General features: G+C 50.4%; 24 protein-coding genes. 2 read left to right on the top strand and 22 right to left on the bottom strand.

The window, feature by feature from the left end:
• Positions 1-126 precede the first annotated feature (126 nt).
• The 13 genes from ybgE to sdhC form a co-directional block, all read right to left on the bottom strand.
• Positions 127-420 (bottom strand): cyd operon protein YbgE, encoded by a 294-nt coding sequence (ybgE, locus tag OI69_RS08015; protein WP_039348459.1) that lies wholly within the window; start codon positions 418-420, stop codon positions 127-129.
• Positions 417-533 carry a cytochrome bd-I oxidase subunit CydX gene (gene cydX, locus OI69_RS19170; protein WP_072034273.1) on the bottom strand — a complete coding sequence of 39 codons (117 nt, stop codon included), beginning with the start codon at positions 531-533 and terminating at the stop codon, positions 417-419. Before cydX ends, ybgE begins: the two co-directional genes overlap by 4 nt.
• Before the next feature lie 16 nt (positions 534-549).
• Positions 550-1,689: a cytochrome d ubiquinol oxidase subunit II gene (gene cydB / locus OI69_RS08010; RefSeq protein ID WP_039348456.1), complete on the bottom strand. Its 1,140-nt coding sequence runs from the start codon at positions 1,687-1,689 to the stop codon at positions 550-552.
• 13 nt (positions 1,690-1,702) lie between these two features.
• Entirely contained in the window at positions 1,703-3,271 is a 1,569-nt protein-coding gene (gene cydA, locus OI69_RS08005) for a cytochrome ubiquinol oxidase subunit I (RefSeq protein WP_039348454.1), read from the bottom strand.
• 710 nt (positions 3,272-3,981) lie between these two features.
• The gene (locus OI69_RS08000) at positions 3,982-5,166 is read right to left on the bottom strand and encodes a tetratricopeptide repeat protein (protein ID WP_039348452.1); all 1,185 of its coding nucleotides are present in this window, start codon (positions 5,164-5,166) and stop codon (positions 3,982-3,984) included.
• 225 nt (positions 5,167-5,391) lie between these two features.
• A complete protein-coding gene (gene sucD, locus OI69_RS07995; RefSeq protein ID WP_014914674.1) occupies positions 5,392-6,264 on the bottom strand; it encodes a succinate--CoA ligase subunit alpha in 873 nt (290 codons plus the stop codon).
• Complete coding sequence (gene sucC, locus OI69_RS07990; protein ID WP_039348451.1) at positions 6,264-7,430, bottom strand: ADP-forming succinate--CoA ligase subunit beta; 1,167 nt, start codon at positions 7,428-7,430, stop codon at positions 6,264-6,266. The genes sucD and sucC overlap by 1 nt, the downstream gene beginning before the upstream one ends.
• A gap of 209 nt (positions 7,431-7,639) precedes the next feature.
• Positions 7,640-8,869, bottom strand: a complete 1,230-nt coding sequence (gene odhB / locus OI69_RS07985; protein ID WP_039348449.1) for a 2-oxoglutarate dehydrogenase complex dihydrolipoyllysine-residue succinyltransferase — start codon at positions 8,867-8,869, stop codon at positions 7,640-7,642.
• A 15-nt stretch (positions 8,870-8,884) separates the two neighbouring features.
• The gene (gene sucA, locus OI69_RS07980; protein ID WP_039348447.1) at positions 8,885-11,692 is read right to left on the bottom strand and encodes a 2-oxoglutarate dehydrogenase E1 component; all 2,808 of its coding nucleotides are present in this window, start codon (positions 11,690-11,692) and stop codon (positions 8,885-8,887) included.
• Between the two features lie 260 nt (positions 11,693-11,952).
• The gene (locus OI69_RS07975; RefSeq protein WP_039348445.1) at positions 11,953-12,669 is read right to left on the bottom strand and encodes a succinate dehydrogenase iron-sulfur subunit; all 717 of its coding nucleotides are present in this window, start codon (positions 12,667-12,669) and stop codon (positions 11,953-11,955) included.
• Between the two features lie 16 nt (positions 12,670-12,685).
• Positions 12,686-14,452 carry a succinate dehydrogenase flavoprotein subunit gene (gene sdhA, locus OI69_RS07970; protein ID WP_039348443.1) on the bottom strand — a complete coding sequence of 589 codons (1,767 nt, stop codon included), beginning with the start codon at positions 14,450-14,452 and terminating at the stop codon, positions 12,686-12,688.
• Positions 14,452-14,799 (bottom strand): succinate dehydrogenase membrane anchor subunit, encoded by a 348-nt coding sequence (sdhD, locus tag OI69_RS07965; protein WP_039348441.1) that lies wholly within the window; start codon positions 14,797-14,799, stop codon positions 14,452-14,454. The genes sdhA and sdhD overlap by 1 nt, the downstream gene beginning before the upstream one ends.
• Positions 14,793-15,182 (bottom strand): succinate dehydrogenase cytochrome b556 subunit, encoded by a 390-nt coding sequence (gene sdhC / locus OI69_RS07960; protein ID WP_039348440.1) that lies wholly within the window; start codon positions 15,180-15,182, stop codon positions 14,793-14,795. The genes sdhD and sdhC overlap by 7 nt, the downstream gene beginning before the upstream one ends.
• 655 nt (positions 15,183-15,837) lie before the next feature.
• On the opposite strand from sdhC, the gene OI69_RS07955 reads away from it, so the two are divergent.
• On the top strand, positions 15,838-17,118 hold the full coding sequence (locus OI69_RS07955) for a citrate synthase (RefSeq protein WP_039348436.1): 1,281 nt from the start codon (positions 15,838-15,840) through the stop codon (positions 17,116-17,118).
• Between the two features lie 107 nt (positions 17,119-17,225).
• On the opposite strand, the gene OI69_RS07950 is transcribed toward OI69_RS07955, so the two are convergent.
• The 9 genes from OI69_RS07950 to OI69_RS07910 all read right to left on the bottom strand — a co-directional run bounded on the left by OI69_RS07950 (position 17,226) and on the right by OI69_RS07910 (position 24,982).
• Positions 17,226-17,648, bottom strand: coding sequence for a hypothetical protein (locus OI69_RS07950; protein WP_039348434.1), 423 nt, complete (start codon positions 17,646-17,648; stop codon positions 17,226-17,228).
• On the bottom strand, positions 17,645-18,358 hold the full coding sequence (locus OI69_RS07945) for a hypothetical protein (RefSeq protein ID WP_039348432.1): 714 nt from the start codon (positions 18,356-18,358) through the stop codon (positions 17,645-17,647). Before OI69_RS07945 ends, OI69_RS07950 begins: the two co-directional genes overlap by 4 nt.
• A gap of 42 nt (positions 18,359-18,400) precedes the next feature.
• Positions 18,401-19,192 (bottom strand): endonuclease VIII, encoded by a 792-nt coding sequence (nei, locus tag OI69_RS07940; protein WP_039348430.1) that lies wholly within the window; start codon positions 19,190-19,192, stop codon positions 18,401-18,403.
• A 102-nt stretch (positions 19,193-19,294) separates the two neighbouring features.
• Positions 19,295-20,032, bottom strand: coding sequence for a 5-oxoprolinase subunit PxpA (pxpA, locus tag OI69_RS07935; protein WP_039348428.1), 738 nt, complete (start codon positions 20,030-20,032; stop codon positions 19,295-19,297).
• Entirely contained in the window at positions 20,022-20,966 is a 945-nt protein-coding gene (gene pxpC, locus OI69_RS07930) for a 5-oxoprolinase subunit PxpC (RefSeq protein WP_039348426.1), read from the bottom strand. Before pxpC ends, pxpA begins: the two co-directional genes overlap by 11 nt.
• Positions 20,960-21,616, bottom strand: a complete 657-nt coding sequence (gene pxpB / locus OI69_RS07925) for a 5-oxoprolinase subunit PxpB (protein WP_039348424.1) — start codon at positions 21,614-21,616, stop codon at positions 20,960-20,962. Before pxpB ends, pxpC begins: the two co-directional genes overlap by 7 nt.
• A gap of 155 nt (positions 21,617-21,771) precedes the next feature.
• Positions 21,772-22,515: a type 2 GTP cyclohydrolase I gene (locus tag OI69_RS07920; RefSeq protein WP_039348422.1), complete on the bottom strand. Its 744-nt coding sequence runs from the start codon at positions 22,513-22,515 to the stop codon at positions 21,772-21,774.
• A complete protein-coding gene (phrB, locus tag OI69_RS07915; RefSeq protein WP_039348419.1) occupies positions 22,508-24,001 on the bottom strand; it encodes a deoxyribodipyrimidine photo-lyase in 1,494 nt (497 codons plus the stop codon). The genes OI69_RS07920 and phrB overlap by 8 nt, the downstream gene beginning before the upstream one ends.
• Positions 24,002-24,022: 21 nt before the next feature.
• Positions 24,023-24,982 (bottom strand): YbgA family protein, encoded by a 960-nt coding sequence (locus OI69_RS07910; protein ID WP_039348417.1) that lies wholly within the window; start codon positions 24,980-24,982, stop codon positions 24,023-24,025.
• 638 nt (positions 24,983-25,620) lie between these two features.
• Between OI69_RS07910 and OI69_RS07905 the strand changes: the two genes are divergently transcribed.
• Positions 25,621-26,493, top strand: coding sequence for a hypothetical protein (locus OI69_RS07905; RefSeq protein WP_039348416.1), 873 nt, complete (start codon positions 25,621-25,623; stop codon positions 26,491-26,493).
• Positions 26,494-26,503 lie beyond the last annotated feature (10 nt).

Genomic DNA, 26,503 nt, shown 5'->3' with positions numbered 1-26,503 from the left:
CCCAGTAATGCATTAAACCTCGCTACTATACGCAAGAGAAATGAGGTTTGGAATGGATTGTGACAGAGGAAATAAAATAATTATGGGCTGCAAGCAACCCATAACTAAATGGAATAGGAGACTAATTTAGCCGAAGAAATAGTACAATCCTGCGCACAGGATCACAAAGGCAGGAAATGGTGCAAAAAACGCACGCCAGAACAGGTGATGTGGACGGAAACCCACGCCGTGAACTACGCCAGCACAAACAGCCCAAATCAACAGCAGCCCCTGCCAAACCGCAAGTTCACTGGTACGCGCCGCAAAGCGCGCCGGATCCCAGAACACACAGCCCGCCAGCAGCAACGCCATGATGAGGGAAAGAGCCCTTATCGGGCTCTTATCCATCCGGCGATAGAGTTTATCGACCAGATCACTCATTGCTTATCTTCTTCAGCCACTTTGCTTGCCTCACTCTGCTCAAGTGCCAGGGCGGTAATAATCCCCAGTGAGCAAGCAAGAAGCGTTCCGAGTATCCAGGCAAAATACCACATAAATTAAGCTCCTTACTTAGTACAGTGAGTGAGTGTTTTGCTCAATCTGCTCTTTGGTAATGCGACCGAACATCTTGTAGTAGCACCATGCGGTATAAGAAAGCACGATAGGAACGAAAATAATCGCAACGACAGTCATCACTTTCAGCGTCAGCAGGCTTGATGTCGCATCCCATATCGTCAAACTGACGTTAGGCACAGTCACTGACGGCATGATGAACGGGAACATGGCAATCCCGGCAGTCAGAATCACACACGCGATAGTCAGAGAAGAGAACAGGAATGCCCATGCGCCTTTCTCTGCGCGTGCCATAAGGGTAGTCAGTACAGGCAGTACTACGCCCAGCGCAGGAATAGCCCACAAGATCGGATGGTTATTGAAGTTGATCAACCAGGCTCCGGCCTGATGAGCGACTTCCTTACGCAGTGGGTTAGATTCAGCAGCGGTGTTAATCGCCGATGTCACTACATAACCATCAATACCGTAAACTACCCACACGCCAGCCAGAGCAAATGCTACCATCATTACCAACGCGGAAATCTGCGCGGCAGATTTGGAACGCACATGCAGATCGCCCGTGGTTCGCATCATCAGGTAGGTCGCCCCCTGAGCAAGAATCATCGTCAGACTCACCACACCCGCCAACAGACCAAACGGATTCAGCAGTTGGAAGAAGTTTCCGGTGTAGTACAGACGCAGATATTCATCGACATGGAACGGCACACCTTGCAACAGGTTGCCAAACGCCACGCCAATCACAACCGGCGGGACAAAGCTACCGATGAAGATGCCCCAATCCCACATGCCACGCCAGCGTGGATCTTCAATTTTCGAGCGATAATCGAAACCGACAGGACGAAAAAACAGCGAGGCCAACACCAGGATCATCGCCACATAAAAACCGGAAAACGCAGCGGCGTAAACCATCGGCCAGGCGGCAAACAACGCACCGCCAGCGGTGATTAACCACACCTGGTTACCGTCCCAGTGCGGCGCAATACTGTTAATCATGACACGGCGTTCGGTATCACCCCGCCCCATCAGGCGCACCAGAATACCCACGCCCATGTCAAAACCATCGGTGATAGCGAAGCCAATCAGCAAAATACCGATCAACAGCCACCAGATAAAACGTAAGACTTCATATTCAAACATAGTGGACTCCTGTTTACCGTGCTTCCTGCGCAGCCGCTATAGGTTGTTCAAAATGGTAGCGCCCTGTTCTCAGGCTGCTCGGCCCCAGACGCGCGTATTTGAACATCAGATACATCTCTGCGACCAGGAAGAGCGTATACAGACCACAGATCAACGCCATTGAAAACAGGATATCCCCTGCTGTCAGTGATGACGTGGCAACTGCCGTTGGCAGAATCTCACCGATGGCCCAAGGTTGACGGCCATATTCAGCCACAAACCAGCCTGCTTCGATAGCAATCCACGGCAGCGGAATACCATACAGTGCAACGCGATGCAGCCAGCGTTTTTGACCAATTTTGCCACGCAGAACAGTCCAGAAAGACAGGCCGATGATCAACAGCATCAAAATGCCGCAGCCCACCATGATACGGAAAGAGAAGTACAGCGGCGCAACACGCGGGATAGAGTCTTTAACCGCCTGTTGAATCTGCGTTTCTGTCGCATCAGCGACTTTCGGCGTATAGCGTTTCAGCAACAGACCATAGCCCAGATCCTGCTTAGACTGGTTGAACGCTTCTTTTACTGCCGGATCGGTATTGCCAGCGCGTAACTCCTCCAGCAAGTGGTAAGCCTTCATACCATTGCGAATACGCACTTCATGCATCACCATCAGTTCTTTCAGACCGGTGACTTCTTTGTCAGTAGAACGGGTAGCGATTATACCCAGAGCATAAGGAATCTTGATGGCATAGTTATTTTCCATCGTATCCTGGTTCGGGATGCCGATCAGCGTAAAGGATGCCGGCGCGGGTTGTGTTTCCCATTCGGCTTCAATGGCTGCCAGTTTGGTTTTCTGTACGTCGCCCATTTCATAGCCGGATTCATCACCCAGTACGATAACGGACAAGACAGAAGCCATACCGAAACTTGCGGCGATAGCGAATGAACGCTTGGCAAATGCAATATCGCGACCCTTCAGCAAATAATAAGAGCTGATACCCAGAATGAACATCGCGCCCGTACAGTAGCCGGCTGCCACCGTGTGAACGAATTTCACCTGAGCAACCGGGTTCAGCACCAGATCGGCGAAGCTCACCATTTCCATACGCATAGTTTCGAAGTTGAAATCCGATGCGATGGGGTTTTGCATCCAGCCGTTGGCAACCAGAATCCACAGTGCAGAGAAGTTAGAACCCAGTGCAACCAGCCAGGTAACGGCCATATGCTGCACTTTTCCTAAACGATCCCAGCCGAAGAAGAACAAGCCAACAAAGGTCGATTCGAGGAAGAATGCCATCAGGCCTTCAATAGCCAGCGGCGCACCGAAAATATCCCCGACGTAGTGAGAGAAATATGACCAGTTGGTCCCGAATTGAAACTCCATAGTCAATCCGGTAGCGACCCCCAGTGCGAAGTTAATAGCGAATAACTTGCCCCAGAACTTGGTCATATCTTTATAGATTTGTTTGCCGGACAGCACATATACCGTTTCCATAATCGCCAACAAAAACGCCATCCCCAGCGTTAATGGTACGAATAGAAAATGGTACATTGCAGTTAAGGCAAACTGTAAACGTGACAGTTCGACTACATCAAACATTTTGACTCCTTGCTCCTCGCAGGAAGGGATTAGCTTGCAAACGCTGACAAGCCGCCAAACATCCGGCCATTACACCCAAAAAGAACACAACAAGAATTGCTTTCACACAAGCCATAACAAACGCCAGAGATAGCGTTCACCAGGGCAATCGCCCCGACAGCAAGTTCAAGATAAATAACAAGTAATACAAATCGCGTACCCCAGAAGGAGGTAACTGTATATTACGCTTGTAATCCCCTACAATAAATAGGTTTTTACGTGACACAGACTAGGTTTTTGGCTTCACATCAACTTTCCAACTAAACGCTGGGGAAGGCGATAATTGACCTCGCGCAATTTAAGCCTATTTCAGAAATTATATCCAGAGGCGTTTTTTGATCTAAAACAATTTAACGTTTTTTTCGTGATTAGTGCGTTGCATTAATTTCTTTATTACACCTATTGTTAATGTAATGTGACTTTTAGGTTTAATTAAAATTAACTCAGCAATATAATTTTTACTTTCCATTATCGATTATTCACATGATTTTTTATCTTCTATTGGCGTCAACGTTTTCGTTTTTCTTACGGGCAAAAGCGCCGCATTTTTTATCAAATTTCAGGTGAATTTCCCTTGTACGTCCCTCCTGAGTATAGCCTGCTGGCTACGCCACATGCCAAAGCGGAGGCCAAAAGGCCTCCGCTTACCGGTATCCGCAATAAAACGTCGATTACATCTTCGCTTTCATGCGTTCAATGGCCTTATCGTAAACGGTATTACTTTTCTGGCTTCTCGCAAGCTCATAATGCTGAAGTGCGTCGCGGAATTGCCCTGCATTTTCGTAGATTTTTGCGATGTTGTAGTACGAACTGGCACGCGTGGTTGCTGCGTTGCTACCATTCGCTAGCGCAATCGCCTTACGGTTGGCCCAAATCGCTTCGGCAATATTGCCCCGCTTGTGATAAACCAGCCCCAGGTTGCTGTATGCCTGACCAAATGTACTATCCTGATCGATCGCGGCCAGGAACAGCGATGTGGCCTGCTCTAACTCACCGCGTCCATAGGCAGCTTCGCCGTCACGGTTGAGCGTTTTTGCCAGCGTAGAATTTCCCGTAACGGATGTATCTGCAGTAAGCGCCGTTTGCGTTGAATTCAGTACCGCTGGCAAAGCGTCAACGCCTGAATTCACTTGCCTGAAATCGGTTCCGGTGACACTGTTGATATCCTCAAAATCACCGTTAGGGTTAAGGCGGAAAACCGTCCAGATATTCCCCGACTTATTCAATGGAACGGAATACGTTCGCACCAGTGAACTCCCGACATAAACAAATACTTTAGCCCTGCTTGCCGAAAGCGCTAATGAATTAACGCTATTTTGGTTCGAATAATCCTGAACGGCATAAATATAACTTTCGCCTAAGTGCTTTTTATCAATGGTGATCGTTTCCGGACCAAAGCTATCGGTGTCATCAACATCAAGATTAGCATCGCGTCCATTTTTATGACTGAAATAAATATGATTATCCGAATAAATAAGGTGGGAATCCAAATCGGAAGGTGTTTCACCCCAGCTTAATACGATCCGCATGCCATCCAGATTTTTCATTACTGGGCTAATCGCATAGGTCATTCCATCACATGGGCATTTAACCACCAGATCGGAATATCCCTCTTTTTTAATAATCAGCAAGCTATCCTGATCGACATCGAACGGCACGTTGAGTGCCGCGCGGCCTGTGACATCAGAGCGTGCGGTCACGGACTGTGCACCGTTCTTCTGTATAATAACAGCGGCATCATCAATTTTTTTATCTTTTACTGTCGCACTTAGCACTTCGATATTAATAGACTGCGCGCTGGCCGCACAGGTAAATGCAGATAATGCCAAGATCAGCGCTTTTATATTTCCTTTCACACAACATCCCCTTAAGGCAAATTAATTAATCATTCCCTGCTCATATGAACTCAATGAGATAATCATCATTTCTGCTTATCACTAATTGCCCTTTTAGGCGCACGAATTATCCAATAAATCCCTAAAAAAGTCATGCGTAATTCAATTGCGCCGATTGGCCTCAGCGTCAAATTTGAACAAAAAAAGCCACCCGAAGGTGGCCTGCGTATTTAATTGAATAACCGATTAACGCGCTAATATCGCTTTTACAGCATCACCGATATCCGCCAGACTGCGAACAGTTTTAACACCTGCCGCTTCTAACGCTGCAAATTTATCGTCAGCCGTCCCTTTACCACCCGCGATGATTGCACCAGCGTGACCCATACGTTTGCCTTTCGGCGCCGTCACACCCGCGATATAACCAACAACGGGTTTCGTCACATGCTCTTTAATGTACGCCGCCGCTTCTTCTTCCGCTGTACCGCCGATTTCACCGATCATCACGATGGCCTCTGTCTGCGGATCCTGTTCAAACAGCTTCAGAATATCGATGAAGTTAGAGCCAGGGATCGGGTCGCCGCCGATACCAACACAGCTAGACTGACCCAAGCCGGCATCGGTCGTTTGCTTCACCGCTTCATACGTCAGCGTGCCAGAACGAGAAACAATACCCACTTTACCCGGCAGGTGGATATGACCCGGCATGATCCCGATCTTGCACTCGCCCGGCGTGATCACGCCTGGACAGTTTGGACCGATCATCCGCACGCCGCTCTGGTCAAGTTTCACTTTCACCGTCAGCATATCCAGCGTCGGGATACCTTCGGTGATACAGATAATCAGTTCGATACCAGCGTCAATCGCTTCCAGAATAGAGTCTTTACAGAACGGTGCAGGAACGTAAATAACAGAGGCGGTTGCGCCTGTCGCTTCTACCGCTTCACGCACCGTATTAAATACGGGCAGCCCCAAATGTTCTGTGCCGCCTTTACCCGGCGTCACGCCCCCCACCATTTGCGTACCGTAAGCAAGCGCTTGCTCAGAGTGGAATGTCCCCTGACTACCGGTAAAACCCTGACAGATCACTTTGGTATTTTTATTAATCAGAATGGACATTATTTCCCCTCCACGGCTGCGACAACCTGCTGAGCAGCACCTGTCAGACTGGTCGCGGCGATGATATTCAGGCCGCTATCCGCCAGTTTCTTGGCACCCAGCTCCGCATTGTTTCCTTCCAGACGTACCACAACCGGTACGTTAACGCCCACTTCGGCGACCGCGCCGATGATGCCATCAGCGATCAAATCGCAGCGCACGATGCCACCAAAGATGTTAACAAACACAGCTTTTACCTTATCATCAGACAGGATAATTTTGAACGCTTCCGTCACACGTTCTTTCGTCGCGCCGCCGCCGACATCAAGGAAGTTCGCAGGAGAACCACCGTGCAGCTTCACAATATCCATCGTGCCCATCGCCAGACCGGCACCGTTCACCATGCAGCCGATGTTGCCGTCCAGCGCGACATAGTTCAGCTCCCACTGCGCCGCATGCGCCTCACGGGAATCTTCCTGGCTTGGGTCACGCATTTCACGTAACTCAGGCTGACGGAACAGCGCGTTGCCATCCGCCCCCAGTTTGCCATCCAGACACACCAAGTCGCCCTGCTTGGTGATAACCAGCGGGTTGATCTCGACCAGCGCCAGATCTCGCTCAAGGAACAGCGTCGCCAGCCCCATGAAGATCTTGGTGAACTGAGCCACTTGCTTACCGCTCAAGCCCAGTTTAAAGGCCAGCTCACGCCCCTGATAAGGTTGCGGGCCGACCAGTGGATCGATCGCCGCTTTATGAATCAGCTCCGGCGTCTCTTCCGCCACTTTTTCAATTTCTACGCCACCTTCGGTGGATGCCATGAACACCACGCGGCGCGAGCCACGGTCAACAACCGCGCCCAGATAAAGCTCTTTGTCGATATCCGTTGCCGCTTCAACCAGAATTTGATGAACCGGCTGACCCTGCGCATCCGTTTGATAAGTCACCAGCTTTTTACCCAGCCAGTTTTCAGCAAAAGCGCGAATATCTTCTTTATTACTCACGACCTTAACGCCGCCTGCTTTACCGCGACCGCCTGCGTGAACCTGACATTTGACGACCCACGGCCCCGCGCCAATCTTGGACGCAGCTTCTTCCGCTTCACGCGGAGTGGTACAGGCATAGCCGGTCGGTGCCGGTAAACCATATCGAGCAAAGAGTTGTTTTGCCTGATACTCGTGTAAATTCATGATGTTCTATCCATTTAGGTTTGGAGATAAGTCGGCAGACGGTTTTTCATTACCGAGTCTTTTGGTAGAGAAAAGCGCCAATAACTCTCTGATATATTTGGATAACGCCGCTGAGATAACACGGCATGCATAGCACTTAATCGGGTACACCGTTTTGGGCGGAAACCGTCAGGGTCATCCGCCCAAAAGGAATGTGTCTGTCTGTCGGACTAGACGTCTAACAGCAGACGCGCTGGATCTTCCAGCATCTCTTTCACCGTCACCAGGAAGCCAACGGACTCACGGCCGTCAATCAAGCGGTGATCGTAAGACAGCGCCAGATACATCATCGGCAGAATAACCACCTGACCATCCACCGCCATTGGGCGATCTTTAATGGCATGCATGCCCAGAATCGCACTCTGCGGCGGGTTGATGATCGGGGTGGACATCAGAGAACCAAAGACACCGCCGTTGGTAATCGTGAAGTTACCACCCAGCAATTCTTCCACCGTCAGTTTGCCGTCACGGCCTTTCACTGCCAGATCTTTGATACGTTTCTCGATATCGGCCATCCCCAACGCATCCACATCGCGCAGCACTGGCGTTACCAGACCACGCGGAGTAGACACCGCAATGCTCACATCGAAATAGTTGTGATAAACCACATCTTCGCCATCAATGGAGGCATTCACTTCTGGGTAGCGCTTCAGCGCTTCAACTACGGCTTTGATGTAGAAGGACATGAAGCCCAGACGCACACCGTGGCGTTTCTCAAACGCCTCACCGTACTGCTTGCGCAGATCCATGATAGGTTGCATGTTGATTTCATTGAACGTCGTCAACATCGCCGTGCTGTTTTTCGCTTCCAGCAGACGTTCTGCAACGCGCTTACGCAGACGCGTCATCGGTACACGTTTTTCACTGCGCGCCCCCAATGCTGGAGCCGGAGAAGCCGCCGGTGCCTCAGACTTAGCCGCTGCTTTGCCAGGCTCTTTCTTCTGCGCCGCCAAATGCTTATCGACGTCTTCACGGGTAATTCGGCCACCAACGCCGCTGCCTTGAATCGCAGACGCATCGAGATCGTGCTCTGCAATCAGGCGACGGATCGCCGGGCTAAGCGCATCGCTGCTCTCTTCTTCCAACCCAGCGGTATGACGCTGTGCGGGTGTCGATTCTTTGCTCTGTGACTTCTCGCTGGTTTCTTTGCCAGAACTGTCGCCACGACGGATGCGGCCCAGCAGTTGGCGAGACGTGACCGTTGCGCCTTCCTCTTCCAGCACCGCATCCAGAATGCCTGCTTCAGAGGCTGGCACTTCCAGTACAACTTTGTCAGTTTCAATTTCAACCAGTACTTCATCGCGCTGAACGCTATCGCCTGGTTTTTTATGCCAGGTAGCAACAGTGGCGTCAGCGACGGATTCAGGCAGGTCGGGTACAAGAATATCTACGCTACTCATTATCTATCCTTTTATTTAATCAACGTTCAGCGCGTCATCGACCAGATCTTGCTGTTGTTTCTGGTGTACGGACATATAGCCAACGGCGGGTGATGCAGACGCCGGGCGTCCTGCGTAACGTAAAGAAGCCCCAAACGGAATCACTTCACGGAAATGGTGCTGACTGCAATACCAGGCTCCCTGATTCAGCGGCTCTTCCTGACACCACACGAAATCATGAACATGGGCAAACGGTTCCAGTGCCGCTTGAACAGCCTGATGCGGGAACGGATAAAGCTGTTCGATACGGACGATCGCGACATCTTTTTGCTCGTTCTTACGACGCTGTTCCAACAAATCATAGTAGACCTTACCGGAGCAAAGCACGACACGCTTCACGCCAGCCGGATCGAATTCTTCTATTTCACCAATCGCGGGTTGGAAGGCGCCGTTCGCCAGTTCTTCCAGTGAAGAGATCGCCAGCGGATGGCGTAACAGGGATTTCGGCGACATGACCACCAGTGGACGGCGCATACCGCGCAGCGCCTGACGACGCAACATGTGATACACCTGTGCAGGCGTTGACGGAATACAAACCTGCATATTTTGCTCAGCGCACAGTTGCAGATAACGTTCCAGTCTGGCAGACGAGTGCTCTGGACCTTGTCCTTCATAACCGTGCGGCAACAGCATCACCAGGCCACACATCCGCCCCCACTTCTGCTCACCGGAACTGATGAACTGGTCGATCACCACCTGCGCCCCGTTGGCAAAGTCACCAAACTGCGCTTCCCAGATGGTTAGCGTACGGGGTTCTGCGGTTGCATAGCCGTATTCGAACGCCAGAATCGCCTCTTCAGACAATACGGAGTCCCACACATTGAACTCACCCTGCCCGTTATGAACATAGCTCAACGGCGTATAGCTGGAACCATTTTTTTGGTTGTGCACGACGGCGTGACGGTGGAAGAACGTACCGCGACCGCTGTCCTCACCAGACAGGCGAATCGGAATACCTTCATCAACCAGCGTCGCATAAGCCAGCGTTTCGGCTCCACCCCAGTCAAACGGTTTATTGCCCGCGGCCATTTCAGCACGGTCAGCATAAACTTTGGCAACACGCGGATGCACCTCAATCCCTTCTGGCACTTCGCTGATACGCTTGGCCAGTTCCTGTAAGCGCTTCATTTCCGTCGCGTGCGGATAAGGCTCATCCCACTCATGGTTCAGATACGGCGTCCAGGTAAAGGACTGCATATCCATTTCACGCCACTCTTCCACCACGCATTCACCCGCATCCAATGCATCGCGGTACAGGTTAACCATCTCCGTCGCATCTTCCAACGTGATGGATTTTTCCTTCTCCAGACGATCGGCATAGACCTTACGCGGGGTTGGATGCTTTTTGATCTTTTGGTACATCATCGGCTGCGTGGCACTCGGCTCGTCGGCTTCGTTATGGCCATGGCGGCGATAACAGATCAGATCGATGAATACATCACGCTTAAACTCATTACGGAAATCCAACGCCAGACGCGTGACAAACGCTACCGCTTCAGGGTCGTCGGCGTTAACGTGGAAAATAGGTGCCTGCACCATTTTACCGATATCGGTACAGTACTCGGTTGAACGAATATCCAACGGATTAGACGTGGTAAAACCGATGCGGTTGTTGATCACAATACGCAGCGTGCCGCCCACCTCATAACCGCGCACTGTTGACATATTCAACAGTTCCTGCACAACACCCTGACCACTGACTGCCGCATCGCCGTGAATGGTGATCGGCAGAACGCGCGGGCCACTTTGGCTATTCAAACGATCGAGACGGGCACGAACCGACCCCGTGACAACCGGGCTAACGATTTCCAGATGCGAGGGGTTGAAGGCCAGCGCTAAATGCACCAGACCGCCAGCAGTTTCGAATTCAGACGAAAAACCCTGGTGATATTTCACATCACCCGTGCCCAAATGCTCTTTATGTTTACCGGCAAATTCGTCAAACAGATCCTGTGATTTTTTACCCAATACGTTAATCAGTACGTTGAGACGGCCACGGTGCGCCATCCCCAATACAACCTCACGCGTGCCATTCGCACCCGCATGGCGAATCAGTTCTTTCAGCATCGGCACCAGTGCGTCACCGCCTTCCAGCGAGAAGCGCTTAGCACCCGGATACTTGGCACCCAGATAGCGTTCCAGCCCTTCGGCTGCGGTTAACTCTTGCAGGAAACGGCGTTTCTCTTTTAAAGAAAACGACGGCTGCCCCATCACGGATTCGATACGCTGCTGGATCCAACGTTTCTCTTCCGTGCTGGTGATATGCATGTATTCCGCACCGATAGAGCCGCAATAGGTGCGCTTCAGGGCTTCATACAGATCTTCCAGCTTCATGGTGTCTTTGCCGATAGCAAAAGACCCCACATTGAAGGATTCCTGTAAATCATCCTGCGTCAGGTTGTGGTAATCCAGATCCAATTCTGCAACAGGTTCTTGAGGGCGCAGGAAGATCGGATCCAGGTTGGCTTGCTGATGCCCACGGAAACGGAACGCATTGATGAGCTGCAATACCTTGACCTGCTTAGCATCAATATCGGGATCGGTGACAGAGGAGGTAAAGCGCGAAGCATCTTTCGCCAGACGGCGGAAATAATCACGCGTTTTAGAATGGAGTTGATCCGGTTTGACCCCACTCGTAGGCAGTTGCTGGAAGATCGAGCGCCAGCTATGTTCGATCGAGTCAGGATCGGTTAAAAAATCTTCATAGAGTTGCTCTATGTAGGACTGATTCGCACCCGCCAAATAGGAGGAATCCAGCCAGGCCTTCATCGCGCCGTTCTGCATTATGATCCCTTAAGCTAATAAGCTTCAGTTTTCGCCGTGGTTAACACGTAATTAGTGTCCGTATATAAGTGTGCCATACAAACGGTTCACTCGCCGTACCTCGGTACGCGCTACTTAGAGTATCCATCCCCCTAAGGAACCTTTAAAAACCGGTTCTGGCGCGTAAGCCGGTTTTTAAAGGTTTCCTGCGCTCCCTCTGAAGCATAGCAACGTCAGAGGGAGCAACATGCTTTACGACTTAATTCTTATGCAATAACGCATTACGCACTGCGGTGCAGCAACATCGATTTAATATGACCGATCGCCTTCGTCGGGTTCAGCCCTTTCGGACAGACGTTGACGCAGTTCATGATGCCGTGGCAGCGGAACACGCTGAACGCATCGTCCAGATCGTCCAATCGTGGCTTCGTTTCCGTATCACGGCTGTCGATCAGGAAACGGTACGCCGCCAACAGCCCCGCTGGCCCCACAAACTTGTCCGGGTTCCACCAGAACGATGGACAAGACGTTGAACAACAGGCGCACATAATGCATTCATACAACCCATCCAGCTTGGCACGTTGTTCCGGCGCTTGCAGATGCTCACGCGCTGGTGGATTTTTCCCATTATTCAACAGGTAAGGCTTTATTTTCTCATATTGAGCATAGAACTGTCCCATGTCCACTACCAAATCACGTACAACCGGTAATCCAGGTAAAGGACGGATAACAATTTTGCTATTTCCACGCCGTAACGTGGAAACGGGGGTAATACAGGCCAGCCCGTTTTTACCGTTCATGTTAACGCCATCGGAACCACAGACGCCTTCACGGCAGGAACGACGGAATGAAAGCGTCGGGTCTTGCTCCTTCAACAGCATCAGCGCGTCCAGCAGCATCATGTCGCGACCTTCTTCCGCTTCTAACTGGTAATCCTGCATCCGCGGAACATCGTCAACATCCGGGTTGTAACGATAAATAGAAAATTCGAGTTTCATCGTTTGATCTCCGCAATTAATAAGTACGTATTTTCGGCGGGAACGCCGGACGCAGTTTAGGCTGCATGTTCACCTCACGGCGTGTCATGCTGTCGGTTTGCGGCAGATACAACGAATGGCACAGCCAATTCTCATCGTCACGCTCAGGATAGTCGAAGCGGCTGTGTGCGCCACGGCTTTCGGTACGGAAGTTGGCAGAAACCGCTGTCGCATAGGCGGTTTCCATCAGGTTATCCAGTTCAAGGCACTCGATACGCTGAGTATTGAACTCGCTTGAGGTGTCATCCAGACGCGCATTTTTCAAACGCTCACGGATCACTTTTAGCTCTTCCAACCCTTTCGCCATCGCATCACCTTCACGGAATACCGAGAAGTTATTCTGCATGCAGGATTGCAGCGCCTTACGGATTTCAACCGGATCTTCCCCAGAGCGGGTATTATTCCAGCGATTTAGACGGTCAAGCGACGCGTCGATATCGGAATCGCTGGCATCACGACTGGCGCCCTGCTCTTCCAGAGATTCTTGCAGATGAATACCCGCCGAACGACCAAATACCACCAGGTCAAGCAGTGAGTTACCGCCCAGACGGTTAGCGCCATGAACCGAGACGCAGGCAATTTCCCCTACGGCAAACAGCCCAGGAATCACCACATCTTCACCCTTCTCATTCACTGTTAACGCCTGACCGCTCACTTTGGTCGGAATACCGCCCATCATATAGTGGCAGGTTGGGATAACTGGAATCGGCTCTTTAACCGGATCGACGTGAGCAAAGGTGCGTGACAGCTCCAAAATACCCGGCAGGCGGGATTCCAGTACGTCTTTACCCAGATGGTCGAGTTTCAACTTAGCGTGTGGCCCCCATGGACCATCACAGCCACGGCCTTCACGGATTTCAATCATGATGGAGCGCGCAACCACGTCACGTCCTGCCAGATCTTTCGCGTTCGGCGCATAGCGCTCCATGAAACGTTCACCGTGCTTGTTCAGCAGGTAGCCACCTTCACCGCGACAACCTTCGGTGACCAGCACACCCGCACCGGCAATACCGGTCGGGTGGAACTGCCACATTTCCATATCCTGCAATGGCACACCAGCACGCAATGCCATACCCACGCCGTCACCTGTATTAATGTGCGCGTTGGTCGTGGATTGGTAAATACGCCCCGCCCCCCCCGTTGCCAGCACGGTTGCCTTTGCTTTGAAGTAGACAACTTCACCGGTTTCGATACAGATAGCCGTACAGCCAACAACGGCACCATCCTGATTCTTCACCAGATCGAGGGCATACCACTCGGAGAAAATAGTGGTGTGATTTTTCAGGTTCTGCTGATACAGCGTATGTAACAGTGCATGGCCCGTACGGTCAGCCGCCGCCGCGGTACGTGCGGCCTGCTCGCCACCAAAATTCTTGGACTGCCCACCGAACGGACGCTGATAAATGCGGCCATCGTCCAGACGGGAGAACGGTAACCCCATGTGCTCCAGTTCCAGAATCGCTTCCGGGCCGGTTTTACACATATATTCGATCGCGTCCTGATCGCCAATGTAATCAGACCCTTTTACGGTGTCATACATGTGCCATTCCCAGTTGTCCTCATGGGTATTACCCAGCGCAACGGTAATACCGCCCTGCGCAGACACGGTATGGGAACGGGTTGGGAAAACTTTTGATAACAGGGCACAGGACAGGCCCATTTGGGAGATTTGCAGCGCGGCGCGCATACCTGCGCCACCCGCACCAACAACAACAGCATCAAATTCTCTGACTGGCAAATTCATCACGCACCCCACACTACAATAGTTCCATAAATGACGTACACCAACAGCGCGACCACAATCGCCAACTGTAACGTCAGGCGTAAGGCTAGCGGTTTAATGTAGTCGGTCAGCACTTGCCACATCCCTATCCAGGCATGAACCAGAATGGAAAATAACGTTAGCAGTGTGAATACTTTGGTGAGGGCCATGGAGAAGAAACCACGCCAGATGTCATACGTGATGTCGCCAGCCGTAGCAACAAAACCAATAATATAAATTACATACAGAACAATGACGATGGCGGAAGCGCGAATCAGTAACCAATCGTGTACGCCATTGCGTCCTAACGCAGAAGCATTGCTTACCATACGAGGACTCCAGCCAAAATTGAAAGCACGACAGTAATAATAAAGGAGAGAGTTGCAGAACGCTTACCTGCGGCAAGGTCTTCTTCTATATAACCAAAATCCATCAATAGATGACGTAAACCACCAACAATGTGATAAGCCAACGCAACGAGGATGCCCCAAACGATAAACTTGACGATGAAGCTATCCATCATTTCCGCAGCACGCAGGAACCCTTCTTCTGAAGAAAGAGAAGTCCCTAACAGCCACAGTAAAATGCCGACAGCGACAAAAGTGATAACGCCGGAGACGCGGTGAAGAATAGAGGCTATCGCAGTAACGGGAAACTGGATCGTCTGCAATTCCAGATTGACAGGTCTTTGTTTTTTCACAAATTTGCCCACACAGCTTTTATTATTGTTTCTTCCTCCGGGCCTGATGTGGGGTCAGACAGTATGAAAGTTACAGCCCTGAAAAGTGGGTTTACGATACGCGCTCAAACATCGACATTCCGGTGTCTAAACAGCGCATGATCCTTTCATACTGGGTGCTCCTACTGCAGGGTGATTCCGGAGACCTGGCGGCAGTATAGGTCCTTCACATTCCTATTACAATTCCCATACAAACTGTTTGGTGACATTTGCCCCGAACAGTGATTCCGATCACGGATTTCACAATTTATATAAAATTAATTATCTGATTTGACAAAAGTTCAACATTTCTATTACAACTAGGGGATTACATTTCTTATGATGTGTTAAAGCATAACGGCGACACTTCCACACTGACGTAACTTATGTAACAGTGAAGAGAGTCCACGTAAAAATCATAGGTAATGACTACAATCTATTTATTCAGATCGTTGTTAATTACCTGGAGATGGTTCATTACCTGGAGAACGAATTTTTCATCCTGAATGCGGCAATCCGCCTTACTCTGTATCCTATTTGACGACTGTGTCACGACAGAGTTTCACCGGCTATTTATTCGTTCGGTGTACAGGCATGACGGTATTTCTTCAGTGAAAATTTTAAAATTAAAGCGCTAAGGAGACTGTAAATGGCTGATAAAAAAGCAACACTTACCCTAGAAGGTAAAGACCCCATTGAGCTAAATGTCCTATCCGGCACACTAGGACATGATGAGATCGATATTCGTCCCCTCGGCTCTAAAGGTTACTTCACATTTGACCCCGGCTTTACCTCTACTGCATCTTGTGAATCCAAGATTACTTATATCGACGGTGATGAAGGCATTCTGCTACACCGTGGCTTCCCGATTGCCCAACTCGCTGAAAAATCTAATTATCTTGAAGTGTGTTACATCCTGCTGTTCGGTGAAGTTCCGACCGTAGAACAGTATGAGACTTTCAAGACGACCGTGACTCGCCACACCATGATCCACGAACAGATTACCCGTCTGTTCCACGGTTTTCGTCGCGATTCGCACCCAATGGCTGTTTTGTGCGGCGTAACGGGCGCACTGGCCGCGTTCTACCACGATTCATTGGACATCAATATTGAGCGTCACCGCGAAATTGCGGCCTATCGCCTGTTGTCTAAAATGCCGACCGTCGCGGCAATGTGCTACAAATACTCACTCGGTCAGCCGTTCGTATACCCGAAAAACAACTTGTCCTATGCGGGTAATTTCCTGCATATGATGTTCTCCACGCCTTGTGAAGAATATGTCGTGAATCCGGTGCTGGAACGTGCGATGGATCGCATTCTGATCCTGCATGCCGATCACGAACAAAACGCGTCAACCTCTACCGTGCGTACCGCGGGTTCATCTGGCGCAAACCCGTTTGCCTGTATCGCCGCGGGGATCGCCTCGCTGTGGGGACCGGCGCACGGTGGTGCGAACGAAGCCTGTTTGCGTATGCTGGAAGAAATCAGCAGCGTGGAACACATTCCGGCGTTTATCGAACGAGCCAAAGACAAGAATGACTCCTTCCGCCTGATGGGCTTTGGCCACCGCGTGTACAAGAACCACGATCCACGCGCCAAAGTCATGCGTGAAACCTGTCATGAAGTGCTGAAAGAATTGGGCAGAAAAGACGACCTGCTGGAAGTAGCGATGGAGCTGGAACATATCGCGCTGAACGACCCGTACTTCATTGAGAAGAAACTGTATCCGAACGTGGATTTCTACTCCGGTATCATCCTGAAAGCGATGGGGATTCCCTCTTCCATGTTTACCGTTATCTTCGCGATGGCACGTACCGTGGGCTGGATTGCACACTGGAACGAAATGCACGACGACGGCATCAAGATTGCCCGTCCTCGTCAGTTGTATACCGGCTACGACAAACGTGACTTTACGTCCAATCTGAAATAATCCATTCAGTCTATGCAAAAGGCCGGATATCATATCTGGCCTTTGTTTTTTTGCACTACACTGATTTTCAATGGTGATTGAAATACGGATAATCAGCGCAGTTGCAGTTAGTCCTGGAATACTTTCGTAAGGTAAACCTGTTTAGCGTCTTTATTAACCCAGATATAGAAGGTTGCCCCTTCAATTTCAGTATGCTTTTTCCACACATCTTCCTCCCCCTGCTTACGTTTCTGCTGCTCATATCCTAATGTTGTGAGGTACGTTTTTAGCAGAGTCGTGTCAGAGGTATCATTAAAGATGATGGCATTTGATGGCGCATAACCATCACCGGGCACATATTCAAAAGCGTAATCGCTCGATATCCTTGGGGCGTTGCGGATATCTTCATCGGTGAACGCATAGTAGGTAAAATACTCACTTTCAGTATACGTTCTTATCTCCGTGGAACCCGACACCACAATAAATACAAATAACATCCCAACCATCGCCGCAGGAACCAAAAGCAGTAATAGATATTTGATTACTTTCATGCCCGAATTCTTCCACCTTTGGGTTTGTTAAATTCTAGTGTTGTACCGTCATCCGTTAGAATGTTAACTACGCCAGAAGTAAAATCATTCCATGGTCGAACCCAAGTCATAAAGTGAGGTAGATCTGCTATATAAGGTGTATGTCGTATACAAGCATCTTGCGGATCAGGAAAAATAATAGGGCGGAAGCCCTGATTCTTATGGGAGCCAATGGCACCATAAAAATCCCAACGCCTAAGCGCCGCATCACGGCTTACAGGGCGAACACGATAAGAATATTGGCCGGGAATTAATGCGCGATAAAATCCCAACAGATCTGAAACCAAATCCTCACCACTGAATCCACTATCTGTATACCATGAGAATAGATCATATTGCTGTTTTTCAAATCGAGGGGCAATATTCATAAGCATCGCAAGCATTATGCTATTGATATCGTCTCGGCTTCTCTCGCTCTTGATTTCCCATCGATTGAACTTTCCTATACCAACGTTATTACCGAATTTTTTGTATCGCATATCTTGGCGATACATAACGCGATAGCTCTGTTCTCCAGAGCTTTCGCCGGCCAAAAACTGCTGTTTTAATTCAACAATATCGTCTCCCCTTGCATGGCCCATATCAACCCAGCCCAGCAATTCGGTATAAACAATACCTGATTTGAGCATATCAAAGAGAGAACCATCCCTAATGTCACTTCTATTACTCATACGAAATCCTTTTCAATTAATCTAAAAGCTGCACAGCGCCCTTTAACTCTGGCAACCCGGGCACCAATAAAACGGACGTGATGACAGCATCGTTCTTTCAATAATGCCACCGCAGCGCTCACAGCACTTCCCTTCACGATGAAAAACCTTGAATGAGAAAATCGCGCCATGATGCCGATTCTCATCAACGGTGCCGCGCGTGTGGTAGGACAAACGGGGAATATCTAGCAGCGCCTGACTTAACGTCTGCAACTGTTCCTCATTCAACTGTGCAGCCGTGTGTTGTGGCGCCAACCGTGCCTGCCACAGAATCTCGACGCGCAGGTAATTTCCCAGCCCGGCGAGAAAAGCCTGATCCAACAACAGCCCACTAAACTGACGACGGCGAAAGCGCGGTAATAACAAACGCTCACACACCTGTTCCGGCGTTAGTGAGAGATCCAGAACATCAGGGCCAATACGTTGCAGAAAAGGATGCGTTGAGATCGTCTCCGACGTCAGCATTTCAATATCTGACGCGCTGTAAAGCAGAATCGCGCGATCCTGCGTCTCCAGCCGAATGCGTAAATCTCGCTTCGTTTCCGGCGACTCACCCGCATTCACGACTCGCCACACGCCATACAGTTGGTTGTGGCTATACAACACCCGATCGTTGCTAAAATAGGTCAACAACGCCTTCCCGCGCGTTTCAATCTGCCTGATCTGCTGCCCGACCAACTCTGTCTCATACGGTTTCAATTCGGGAAACGCAAACCAGACGTACGTCAGCGTTTTTCCCACTATAGCGTCGACCAACTTATCGGCCGCCCGACGAATTTCCGGCCCTTCCGGCATACCTTGCTCCCTGAAAATCAGACGCTCTGCATGTTGCGCGTTGAACCAAACTCGTGCAGGTAACGGCTTTCATCAGGTTTGCCCATGATACAAAAATAAGGACTATGCCGCCGCGACGGCTATCTGATGCTGGCTAAAGCAATGACGCAGCTTGCGGGCAAACAGCAGCGCATGTTGTCCGTCGCCATGAATACACACCGTATCCGCCTGCACGTTAATCCAGGAACCATCGACTGCCCTGACCCGCTGGCGTTGAATCATTTCCAGCGTTTGCGCCAGCGCCAGTTCATCGCTGTTAATCAACGCCCCTGCCTGCGTGCGCGGCACTAGCGTTCCGTCAGGCAGATAGCAGCGGTCGGCGAACACCTCCTGACGCGTTTCCAGCCCCAGACGCTGCCCGGCGCGGATCAACTCACTGCCCGCCAACCCAACCAGACGCAGCGCGGGATTGACGACCTTCACCGCCTTGGCTATCGCATCAGCCAGCGCGGGTTCACATGCTGCCTGGTTGTAAAGCATGCCGTGAGGCTTGACATGCGACAACCTTCCCCCTTCGGCAGCGACGATCGCACTGAGCGCACCAAGTTGATACACCATCTGCGCAAAGACAATTTCAGCAGGTACATTCATCGCCTTACGACCAAAATTCTCACGATCGGGAAAACTCGGATGTGCGCCGAGCGCGACCCCATAACCGATCCCCCAACGTACTGACTGACGCATGGTTTGTGCGTCACCCGCATGGAAGCCACAGGCAATATTGGCAGACGTCACCAGCTTCAGTAGCGCCTCGTCGTGCTCGCCGCCTTCACCCAAATCGGCATTTAGATCAATAATCATGCAGCCTCCACGCCAGTTGTTCGAGGTAACGTCGCTGTTCGTCGGCTGCTTTTTGCGCCTGTGCCTGCGTGCAGTGAATAAAATGGATGGGCTCACCGAGCCGGATTTGCGCCAGATGGAATAAATCGGCTTCGATCACCGTCGCAATACGTGGGTAACCCCCCGTTGTCTGCGCATCCGCCAGTAGTACGATAGGGTGACCATTGTGCGGAACCTGTACGACACCCGGCAGCAGCCCATGCGATGGCAGTTCGCGCGGTTTGTTGCCTGAAGATGTTGTACGCTGTAATTCAGCCCCCAATAAACGGTAACCCATACGGTTGCTTTGCGGGCTGAGTTGCCAGGATGTACGCCAAAACAATTCCTGCATCTCTTCGCTGAACTCTTGATACTCCGGCCCTGGCAATGCCCGTACGCGATTGCTGAACAACAACTGCTTAATGCCCACTTCCCGTGTCAGCTCGCGCGTTGGCGTTCCCAGCGGAATCTCATCGCCATCCACCAATAAACGACCGTTAAACCCACCAAAACCGGCTTTCAAATCGGTACTACGCGAACCGAGCGCTTCTGGCACCTCCACACCGCCGGACAAGGCCAGATAGCTGCGCATGCCATTACGCGGCATACGCATTTTCAGGGTTTGCCCCGGCTTCACGGCGAAACGCCAGCCTGTCCAGAGCGGCTTTCCATCGAGATCAGCATGGCAGTCTGCCCCCGTCAGCGCTACCCAGCAGGCGGTAGTGAATGTTGCGCTAAATTTGCCCAGCGTAATCTCCAGCGCGGCAGCATTCTCCGCGTTGCCCACCAGCAGATTAGCCATTTTCAGGGCAGGTAGATCGAGCGCACCTGACTGGCTGATCCCCAAACGGCGAAAGCCAACACGACCACCGTCCTGTACCGACGTATGCAATCCGGCATGGATAACGTTCAGCATACGCCCTCCTGCTGTGGCAGAAACCGAACGTTATCACCGGGGCGCAGCAACGTGGGTGGCATCATTTGTGGATTAAACAATTTCAGCGAGGTACGACCAATCAGTTGCCAGCCGCCCGGCGTCGCCAGCGGATAAATTCCCGTCTGCGCACCGCCAATCCCCACCGACCCTGCTGGTACTCGCACACGCGGTTCAGCGCGGCGCGGCATATGCAATTTCTCATGTAATCCGCCGAGGTAAGCAAAGCCCGGCTGGAAACCCAGAAAGTAGACGACATACTGTGCAGTCGCATGTACTTCCACCACCTGACTGACCGTCAGGCCACTGTGCGCCGCAACGTCTGCCAGATCCGGCCCCGCCTCTCCGCCATAGATAACAGGAATGTCGATATCGCGTGGATCAAACACCAGCGATTCACTCTCTTCCCACCAGCGCTGCAAACGTTCAATGGCATCCAGCGCCACCCGCTGCGGATGCGCCAGTAGCACAGTGAGATTATTCATGCCCGGAATCGCCTCCAGCACCTCTTCATGGTGATTCAGGCGTTCGGTAAGCCCCCATATCCGCTGCTGGCTCTCCAGCGACATGGGCGGATCCAGTTCCAGTACGACAGCCCTCTCGCCCAGAAGATAACACCGTGCTCGTTGCAATTTTTCCTCCTGAATCGCGTTTTATCCGTCATGATGAACATGGCCAAATGATTAGCACTGCTTACCGATATATTTTCTTCTCAATAGTTAAGCAACAACGATGCCAACATAAGCCATGCGGCACCGTTTATGTGCGATACCGATATTTTCCCCCGTCAAGCGGGGTTAGGAATATCAATAAATGTCACATCAAAACCGTGCTGTGCCGCCAGCCATTCCCCTAATGCGCGAATACCGCCGCGCTCGGTGGCGTGGTGTCCGGCAGCGAAGAAATGCAACCCCATCTCGCGCGCGATGTGGATAGTTTGCTCAGACACTTCACCCGTGATAAACGCATCGACGCCGAAGCGAGCCGCCTGTTCGATAAATCCCTGACCACCGCCAGTACACCAGGCCACACGCTGTATCTGTTGCGGTGCATTATCCCCACAATGCAGCACGTTACGCCCCAAACGCTTTTCTATACGGCGGCAAAATGCCTCTGCCGTCATGGGTTGCGCCAGTTCGCCATACGGCACCAGCGGCTCAATCGCCCCTTGCACCTGAATCTCCAGCAGTGCCGCCAGTTGGGCGTTATTTCCCAGTTCTGAATGTGCATCCAGCGGCAGGTGATAGCCATACAGGTTGATATCATTGAGCAGCAGCGTTTTCAGCCGGTTACGCTTCATTCCACAGACAATCTGCGGTTCGTTTTTCCAGAAGTAGCCGTGATGAACCAGAATCGCATCGGCCTGCTTTTCTACCGCCGCGTCCAGCAGTGCCTGCGAGGCGGTGACGCCCGTCACAATACGTTTTACCTCTGCACGCCCTTCAACCTGTAAACCATTCGGCGCATAGTCCTGAAACGTCTCCGTGTTCAGTTTCTCGTTAATGATGCTTTCCAGTTCCACATTACGCATACTTACTGTTCTCTTCTCGATCGTTATCCGCCATGCCGATATGTTTTGCCGCCTCAAACGCCGCCAGCGTGTTCTGACGCGCGGTTTTATGATCAACGATCGGCAGCGGATAGTGCAGTTGATGGTGTTGTTTGCCAGCCCAGCGATGGGGCTGATGAATATCTTTATCCGGCACCGCCGCCAATTCAGGTAGCCAATGACGGATAAACCGCCCTTCAGGATCGAAGCGCTCGCCCTGGGTTGTCGGGTTGAAAATACGAAAATAGGGTGCCGCGTCGGTGCCCGTGGATGCCGCCCACTGCCAGCCGCCGTTATTCGCCGCCAGATCGCCATCCAACAGTTGCGACATAAAATAGCGTTCACCTTCACGCCAATCGATCAGTAAATCCTTGACGAGAAAACTGGCGCAAATCATACGCAGGCGATTGTGCATCCACCCCGTTTCATTTAGTTGGCGCATCGCCGCATCCACGATGGGGTAGCCGGTTTTTCCCTGTTGCCAGGCGGCTAAATCCTCCGGTGCTTCCCGCCATTTCACCCACTGCGTCCACGCAGTAAACGGGCGGTGTTGACACAACGACGGCCAGAATACGATCAGGTGACGGTAAAATTCACGCCAGACCAGTTCGTTAAACCAGGTAAACTCGCCCCCCTCACGCCGTTCCAGCATATCCGGGCACTCTGCGCGCAGACGGTTGAAACATTGGCGCGGCGACACGATGCCAAGCGCCAGATACGGCGAAAGCTTGCTGGTGCCGGGTAATGCCGGGAAATCCCGCTGCTGGCCGTAATCCTGTACCTGCTCACGGCAAAAGCGGCGCAGTTGTTGCAGTGCTGCCCGTTCGCCACAGGGGAAATCGTCGCTATCCACCTCGCGTTGCGGGTAGCTGAACGGTGCCAGTGCCACGGTGTTATTGAGCGGTTCGCCACGCGCGTCCGGTGCCGGTACACACGTCGTCTCCGCCTCTAACAGACGTTTGATAAACGCCTGACGAAATGGCGTAAACACTTTATACATCTCGCCATTGCCCGTTAGCACACTGCCTGGCGGCAACAGCAAGCTGTCATGATAACCGTGGCAAACCACGCTATCTGCCAACCGATCTTTTACCTGCTTATCACGCCGCCGCTCGTTGATTTCATACTGATGGTTGTAGAACAGGTCGGTGGCCTGCTGCTGCGCGCAAAATTGTACCAGCCAGTCAACCGAGGCCGCAAAGTCAGCACATTCATGATAATGCAAAGGGATACCTTTCTCGGCCAGCGCCTGCTGCACCTGCTTCAGGTTCTTCAGCAAAAAGGCCGCCTGACGCGGTGCCATATCATGCTTTTCCCACTGTGCGGGCGTCGCGATAAAGACCGCCAGCACGGTTGCGCGTGAATCCTCACAGGCCGCAGACAGTGCCAGATTATCGGTGATGCGCAGATCGTTGCGCAGCCACACGATATGTGTAACAGCATGATGTGTAACGGCATGCGTGGTCATGAAATTCCTCGGGCGATAATGCTAGTGTCCGTAACGCAGGCGCAATGCCTCCGGGTACGGCTCAAAGTAACGCTGCTGAGCCAGATACGCATCAGGATATTCCGCCATGTAATGTTTCAGCAGCGTAATCGGTGCCAATAACGGTTGCAAACCTTGTCGATAGCGATCGATAAGCTGTGCCAGTTCCTGTCGCTGTTGAGAATTTAGCTGGCGTCGGAAATACCCCTGCACATGCATCAGCACATTGGTGTGGTTACGCCGCGTCGCGGGCGTCGATAGCAGTTTCATGAGCCGCTTCCGATATTCCACAATGTAATCTTCCAGCGATTCCCATTTATCGATCGCCGCCACAAACGGCCCCAACTCACGGTATTCCGGCTGGGAATGCGCCAGCAGCAGTAATTTATAGCGGCTATGAAAGGCAATGAGCGCGCCACGGCTCAGCCCGTTTTGCCATAGCTGATTCAGTTCATGCAGCGCATAAACGCGCTCAATGAAATTTTCCCGCAAGCCAGGATCGTGCAGGCGTCCATCTTCCTCAACAGGCAGCCAGGGCATTTGCCGCAGCAGCTCTTGCGTAAACAGGCCGATTCCGCTTTTACGCGCATTCTTTTGCGCTTCATCGTAAACCTTCACCCGCTCCATCCCGCAGCTTGGCGATTTGGCACAGACGATATAGCCGCATAAGTGCTGAAGCTGGCTGACTTTATCCGCAGAAAACGCCGTTATCTGCTCAGTAACATCCAGCGACGAACCATTACTGGCACGTAGCGTGATGTGGCTTTCTCCTTCTCGTACCAGTCTAAGTGCCGGACGCGGCACAGGTAAACCAATCGCCATTTCCGGGCAGACAGGTTCAAAACGAAAATAGGGAGCCAGTTGCTCGACGGCAAACGTTAAACGCTTATGTCCACCATCAAACCGCACGGGATTACCGAGCAGACAGGCGCTGATACCAACAGGGATGAGTTTTGACGTCATGATTTATCCTTACGCTTGTCAAGAGGGTTTGCCTCGATGGCATTCTACAAACCCTCTGACCAGCATAGCGGATTTCACCACAATGCAGTGCAGCCGCAGTGAAGAATAAAGTAATAAATCATGAGATTGGAGAGGAATTGTTGTAAAAACACCCAACTTATGAAGTTATTTTATCTCTACTCTATATGGAAATCTCATCATCTATTGAGATCGGATACCGTGTTTTGACAGTTGACGATGCGAAAGTCGTATATCAAGTTATTCACATCACAGGGCTGAAAGAGTTTTGTAAATCATTATCAAAAAACAAGGCGTATAAAAATACGAATATTTCGTAATATCAATGTTAGATACAGAGTGGAACGACCCCATCAATTAACTTAAAATAAAAAATGAAAATCATAAAAATAAAAAGCCAGCTAATTAAACATGACACAGGAATGAATTCAACAAGATAGATTAAAATAGATTTAAAAAACATTATATCCAATCTAATTATTGATGACGCATTTATAAAAAACGAGTAATGAGCTTGCCGTTCTTATAAAAAACACTATTCTTTTATTTGGCGAGATTAATTCTCGCCTAAACCAACATCACTCCACTGATATTTATCAATTTTATTAAGAGAGAGTTTTATGTCTGATATTAAACATGATAACGCATTAGCTACATTTAGCTCATGGCTTGATGATGATAAAAATATTAAATTAAGTGAATCATCAATAAACACACACCAACTCTTCGCATTATCAGCCGAAGGGGATAGCAGTGTATCAGGTCAAAATTCCATATCAACGGGTACACTGGCATCTCAAGAATCTGCACAAGGAAAGATTCTTGATAATGCGATAGCTCGCGGAGATAAAGATGAGATTACAAAAGTTTTGACAAGCTCGACGGGTAATGCCGTATCCAGTATTTTGGGCTTGTCACAGAGTCGTTCCGGCTGGAACCCCTTAGACCCAGATAATGATAGCAATAGTAAAGGTTTTACTCGATTTGTCGAAAGTTTATTAAAAGTGCCTTATTTTAATACAACTCAATCAGAAAGAACAACCGTTAACTATGAAGAAGAAAACTATGATTCTCTAATTAGTAAAGTTGTTGATTTATACAGCGGTATAGAAGAAAAAGATAAATCTAAAATAAAAACAAGCATTGTAAATTTAGCAAAAGCATGTACGAGTCGAGTCAACACTAAAAATACAAAAACACTTTTCGTTCAAAATACATTGAACGCCTCTAACAAAAATATCGTTGTTCAATTACAGCAAACATTTATGATGATGGAGCGTAGCCATACTTCAGGAAAAGGGGCACCTAAAGATAAATATAAGACAGAAATCATTGTTCAGGTATTAGAATTAACATTTCAAGGAGATATTTGGACAAAAAGCGCTGCTGAGAAATTGGCTGAGAAATTTGCAAAAAGTTGGGATGACTGGTTAAACGACACGACTACGCCAGAATCAGATGATGCAAAAAATATCAAATTCTGCTTTAAGTAATGAGAAAGTT

The sequence above is a fragment of the Pectobacterium fontis genome (genome assembly GCF_000803215.1).
GTDB lineage: Bacteria > Pseudomonadota > Gammaproteobacteria > Enterobacterales > Enterobacteriaceae > Pectobacterium > Pectobacterium fontis.
The sequence above is the reverse complement of the archived record's forward strand: the minus strand, read 5'-3'. Positions and strand labels throughout refer to the sequence as shown.

Bases quoted from the DNA above. Each gene is read 5' to 3' on its own strand.
- ybgE (WP_039348459.1), bottom strand. From the start codon at position 420: ATGAGTGATCTGGTCGATAAACTCTATCGCCGGATGGATAAGAGCCCG.
- cydX (WP_072034273.1), bottom strand. From the start codon at position 533: ATGTGGTATTTTGCCTGGATACTCGGAACGCTTCTTGCTTGCTCACTG.
- cydB (WP_039348456.1), bottom strand. From the start codon at position 1,689: ATGTTTGAATATGAAGTCTTACGTTTTATCTGGTGGCTGTTGATCGGT.
- cydA (WP_039348454.1), bottom strand. From the start codon at position 3,271: ATGTTTGATGTAGTCGAACTGTCACGTTTACAGTTTGCCTTAACTGCA.
- sucD (WP_014914674.1), bottom strand. From the start codon at position 6,264: ATGTCCATTCTGATTAATAAAAATACCAAAGTGATCTGTCAGGGTTTT.
- sucC (WP_039348451.1), bottom strand. From the start codon at position 7,430: ATGAATTTACACGAGTATCAGGCAAAACAACTCTTTGCTCGATATGGT.
- odhB (WP_039348449.1), bottom strand. From the start codon at position 8,869: ATGAGTAGCGTAGATATTCTTGTACCCGACCTGCCTGAATCCGTCGCT.
- sucA (WP_039348447.1), bottom strand. From the start codon at position 11,692: ATGCAGAACGGCGCGATGAAGGCCTGGCTGGATTCCTCCTATTTGGCG.
- OI69_RS07975 (WP_039348445.1), bottom strand. From the start codon at position 12,669: ATGAAACTCGAATTTTCTATTTATCGTTACAACCCGGATGTTGACGAT.
- sdhA (WP_039348443.1), bottom strand. From the start codon at position 14,452: ATGAATTTGCCAGTCAGAGAATTTGATGCTGTTGTTGTTGGTGCGGGT.
- sdhD (WP_039348441.1), bottom strand. From the start codon at position 14,799: ATGGTAAGCAATGCTTCTGCGTTAGGACGCAATGGCGTACACGATTGG.
- OI69_RS07955 (WP_039348436.1), top strand. From the start codon at position 15,838: ATGGCTGATAAAAAAGCAACACTTACCCTAGAAGGTAAAGACCCCATT.
- OI69_RS07950 (WP_039348434.1), bottom strand. From the start codon at position 17,648: ATGAAAGTAATCAAATATCTATTACTGCTTTTGGTTCCTGCGGCGATG.
- OI69_RS07945 (WP_039348432.1), bottom strand. From the start codon at position 18,358: ATGAGTAATAGAAGTGACATTAGGGATGGTTCTCTCTTTGATATGCTC.
- nei (WP_039348430.1), bottom strand. From the start codon at position 19,192: ATGCCGGAAGGGCCGGAAATTCGTCGGGCGGCCGATAAGTTGGTCGAC.
- pxpA (WP_039348428.1), bottom strand. From the start codon at position 20,032: ATGATTATTGATCTAAATGCCGATTTGGGTGAAGGCGGCGAGCACGAC.
- pxpC (WP_039348426.1), bottom strand. From the start codon at position 20,966: ATGCTGAACGTTATCCATGCCGGATTGCATACGTCGGTACAGGACGGT.
- OI69_RS07920 (WP_039348422.1), bottom strand. From the start codon at position 22,515: ATGCGTAATGTGGAACTGGAAAGCATCATTAACGAGAAACTGAACACG.
- phrB (WP_039348419.1), bottom strand. From the start codon at position 24,001: ATGACCACGCATGCCGTTACACATCATGCTGTTACACATATCGTGTGG.
- OI69_RS07910 (WP_039348417.1), bottom strand. From the start codon at position 24,982: ATGACGTCAAAACTCATCCCTGTTGGTATCAGCGCCTGTCTGCTCGGT.
- OI69_RS07905 (WP_039348416.1), top strand. From the start codon at position 25,621: ATGTCTGATATTAAACATGATAACGCATTAGCTACATTTAGCTCATGG.